Genomic DNA, 3,625 nt, shown 5'->3' with positions numbered 1-3,625 from the left:
GGCATAGCAAGCCGTCTGAAGAGACCCTGGCTCGCGGGCGCAGCAAGCCGAAGGAGGGGGGATGAGCGGAGATAAAAAGAATGAACCGGGGGCGGAGGGCGGGCGAAGCGAAGCCCCCCTCCGAGGCGGCGGAGCCCGTCCCGTGCGCCCCCGCGACGGGGCGCAACTTGGGCGGAGCCAGCCGAAGGAGGGGGAGGCGAAGCCCCGAAGGCGCCCGGGCAAGGGGGCGCTACGGCTTGTACTTCCAGGTGGTGCCGGCCTTCGTGTCCTCGAGGAGGATCCCCAGCGCCTCCAGCTCGTTCCGGATCCGGTCGGCCCCGGCGTAGTCCTTCCGGGCCCGGGCCTCCTTGCGTTCCCCGATCCGGCGTTCGATTCCCTCTGGGTTCAGGCCATGCGTTAATTTCGCCTCCGAGCCTAAAATCTGAAGCGACCCGCTCTCCGGTTTCACCACATAGTGCTCCGGCACGACCTGGAAATACTCCCTCGCGGAGGATCGCATCAGCCCGAGAACCCCGAACAGCGGGTCGAGGAGCGCAACCCCCGCCAGGAATCGCGCCGCGTCCCCAGGCTCCGCGAAGGGGTCGGCCGGGGCCAGCCGGTTCAGGGCGCGGACCGCGTCGAAGAGGTGCCCGAGCGCCGCCGCCGTGTTGAAGTCGTCGTCCATCGCCTCGGCGAACCTGGCCGGGGCGTCGCGCAGCGGGGCAAATTCCCCGTCCTCCGGGACCTCGGACGGTTGGATCCCGGCCGCCCCGCATCCTTCCGCCTTCGCCTTGACACGGTAGAGCCGGTCGAGCCCCGCATGCGCCTCGGCCAGGCTCCGGTCGGAGTAGTCGATGGGGCTGCGGTAGTGGCTCGAGGCGAAGAAGAAGCGCAGCACGTCGGGCTTCACCTTCGCCAGGACCTCCCGCAGGGTGAAGAAGTTCCCCAGCGACTTGCTCATCTTCTCGCTGTCGACGTTCACGAAGCCGTTGTGGATCCAGTAGCGGGCGAAGGGCTTCCCGGTCGCCCCTTCCGACTGTGCGATCTCGTTCTCGTGGTGGGGGAAGACCAGGTCCTTCCCTCCCCCGTGGATGTCGAAGGTCTCGCCCAGGTGCTTCATCGCCATCGCGGAGCACTCGATGTGCCATCCGGGCCGTCCCGGCCCCCAGGGACTCTCCCAGGCCGGCTCTCCGGCTTTCGACGCCTTCCACAGGGCGAAATCGAGCGGGTCGCGCTTGCGCTCGTCCACCTCCACACGGGCCCCCGACCGCAGCTCCTCGACATTCCTTCCTGACAGTTTTCCGTACTCCCGGAACCCCTTCACCGCGTAGTAGACGTCCCCGTCCACCGTGTAGGCCAGCCCCGCGCGGACCAGTTCCTCCACCAGCGCGACGATCTCGGGGATGTGGGCGGTGGCGCGGGGCTCCGCGTCGGGGCGGACGAGCCCGAGCCGTTCGAAGTCCTCGTTGAAGGCCCGGATGTACCGCTCCGAGACCTGCAGGTAGCCGGTCCCCGTCTCGGCCGCCCGGCGGAGGATCTTGTCGTCGATGTCGGTGAAGTTCCGGACGTAGGTGACCGCGTACCCCCGGTGGCGGAGGTACCGGACGATGATGTCGAACGCCACATTGGCACGGGCATGGCCGATGTGGCAGAGGTCGTAGACCGTCACCCCGCAGACGTACATCCGCACCGCCCCAGGCGTCAGCGGGACGAACGGCTCCTTCCGGTTTCCCAGGGTGTTGAACACGGTCAGCGCCATCCTGTCGTCTCCCGGATCATGGGTTCGGGACCGATCCCCGCAGCAGCGCCACCGCCCAGGCGGAGATCCCCTCGCGGCGCCCCTCGAACCCCATCCCCTCGGTCGTCTTCCCCTTGAGACTCACCCGGTCCCCGGGCACGGAGAACATTTCGGCGATCGAGGCGCGCAGCGCCGCCGCGAGCGGGCCGATCCTCGGCTCCTCGCAGACCACGACGGCGTCCAGCCCCACCAGCCCGAAGCCTCTGTCGATCATCCGGGTGCGGGCGTGGGCGATGATCTTCCGGCTGGAGATCCCTTCCGTCTCCGGAATCCCCGGCGGGAAGTGGTGCCCGATGTCCCGGTCGCCGAGCGCCCCGTAGACGGCATCGGCGATCGCGTGCAGGAGAACGTCCCCGTCGGAGTGTCCGACCAGACCCCGGTCGTGCTCGATGCGGACCCCGCCCAGCCAGAGTTCGCGCCCCGCGGCCAGCGGGTGGGCGTCGCCCCCGATCCCGATCCGGAAATCGGGCTCCTCCTGCAGCAGTCCCGCGGCCATCCGGTACTCCTCCGGGACGGTGATCTTGAGATTCTCCTCGCTTCCCGGAAACGGGATCACCGGGTGGCCGGCGCGTTCCACGATCGACGCATCGTCGGTTCCCGCGAACCGCTCCTCCGCCGCCTTCCGGTAGGCCTCCCGCAGGATTCCGGCCCGGAACCCCTGCGGCGTCTGGACCCGCATCAGCTTCGCCCGATCCACGGTGACCAGGCTTCGGGACGCGGGGTTCCACTCCTTGACCGTGTCCCGGATCGGCAGCACCGGCACGACCGCGCCATGCTCACGGGCCAGCTCCACGCAGCGCGACACCAGATCCCCGGAGAGGAAGGGTCGCACGGCGTCGTGGACAAGGATGATCTCCGCCTCCGGCGGGACCGCCTCGAGGGCAATGCGGACCGAATCGTGCCGCTCCTCCCCCCCCTCGACGACCTCGATCACCTTGCCGGCTCCCCGGTAGGTCTCCTTCAGGCCCGGCGGGGACGAGGGCGGAAGGGCGAGGACGATCCCGTCGATCTCCGGGCAGGCGGCGGCCGCGAACACCGACCGGTCGAGGATGGAGCGCCCCCCCAGCAGGAGAAACTGCTTGGGCATCTGCCCTCCCATCCGCACCCCGGATCCTCCGGCTACCACGACGGCCACCACGCGGGTCATCTCTCCTCCAGGGGATACAGCATAGCGGATTCCGGGCGTGCATCAACCGGGAGATCGCCGGCTGGATCCTTGCGGGGCAACGCGGGATCTGGGGGGGGAACGCGTCGGGGGAACCCGGCGGCCGTCAGAAATTCAGGAAGCGGCGCAGGTCCGCCTCCACGGCATCCTCCGTCACCGACTTGGCGATGGAGATCTCCTTGACGAGGAGAGAGCGCGCCGTGTCCAGCATCTTCCGCTCCCCGAAGGAGAGGACCTTCTCCCCCTTGAGCAGGAGTAGGTTCCGGAGCACCTCGGCGATCTCGAAGGGCGACCCGGACTTCAGCTTGTCCATGTACTGCCGGTAGCGGCGGTTCCAGGGCTGGTTGTCCACCCTTCCGTCCCGGCTCTTGAGGATCTTGTAGATCGAGGAGACCGTCTTGGCGTCCATGATCCGGCGAAGCCCCACCTGATCGAGGTTGTTCCTCGGGACCAAAATCGTCACGCCGGTGTCGAGGATCCGGAGCACGTAGAACGATTCCCTCTTTCCCCCGGAAATCGACTTCGTCTCGATCGCCTGCACGGTGCACACGCCATGGGCGGGGTAGACGGCCAGATCACCTACTTTGAAGTTCATGGATTGGAACCTCCGGGGAGCAACAGCAAGTGTCATCGGTTCAGATCGGTTCCTGTATTATAGATGCGGTTGCGGCCCATGTCAATTC

The 3,625-nt window shown here is 67.8% G+C and carries 3 protein-coding genes; all 3 read right to left on the bottom strand.

From position 1 onward, the window contains the following. Window positions 1-229: 229 nt before the first annotated feature. Window positions 230-1,738 carry a cysteine--tRNA ligase gene (locus A2X88_04785; protein OGP34766.1) on the bottom strand — a complete coding sequence of 503 codons (1,509 nt, stop codon included), beginning with the start codon at window positions 1,736-1,738 and terminating at the stop codon, window positions 230-232. A 16-nt stretch (window positions 1,739-1,754) separates the two neighbouring features. Continuing rightward, a complete protein-coding gene (locus tag A2X88_04780; protein OGP34765.1) occupies window positions 1,755-2,924 on the bottom strand; it encodes a hypothetical protein in 1,170 nt (389 codons plus the stop codon). 124 nt (window positions 2,925-3,048) lie between these two features. Then, on the bottom strand, window positions 3,049-3,537 hold the full coding sequence (locus A2X88_04775) for a CarD family transcriptional regulator (GenBank protein OGP34764.1): 489 nt from the start codon (window positions 3,535-3,537) through the stop codon (window positions 3,049-3,051). Window positions 3,538-3,625: the final 88 nt, after the last annotated feature.

The organism is Deltaproteobacteria bacterium GWC2_65_14 (assembly GCA_001797615.1).
Classification (GTDB): Bacteria; Desulfobacterota; Deferrimicrobia; order Deferrimicrobiales; family Deferrimicrobiaceae; genus GWC2-65-14.
This window is presented reverse-complemented; position numbering and strand designations above follow the sequence as displayed.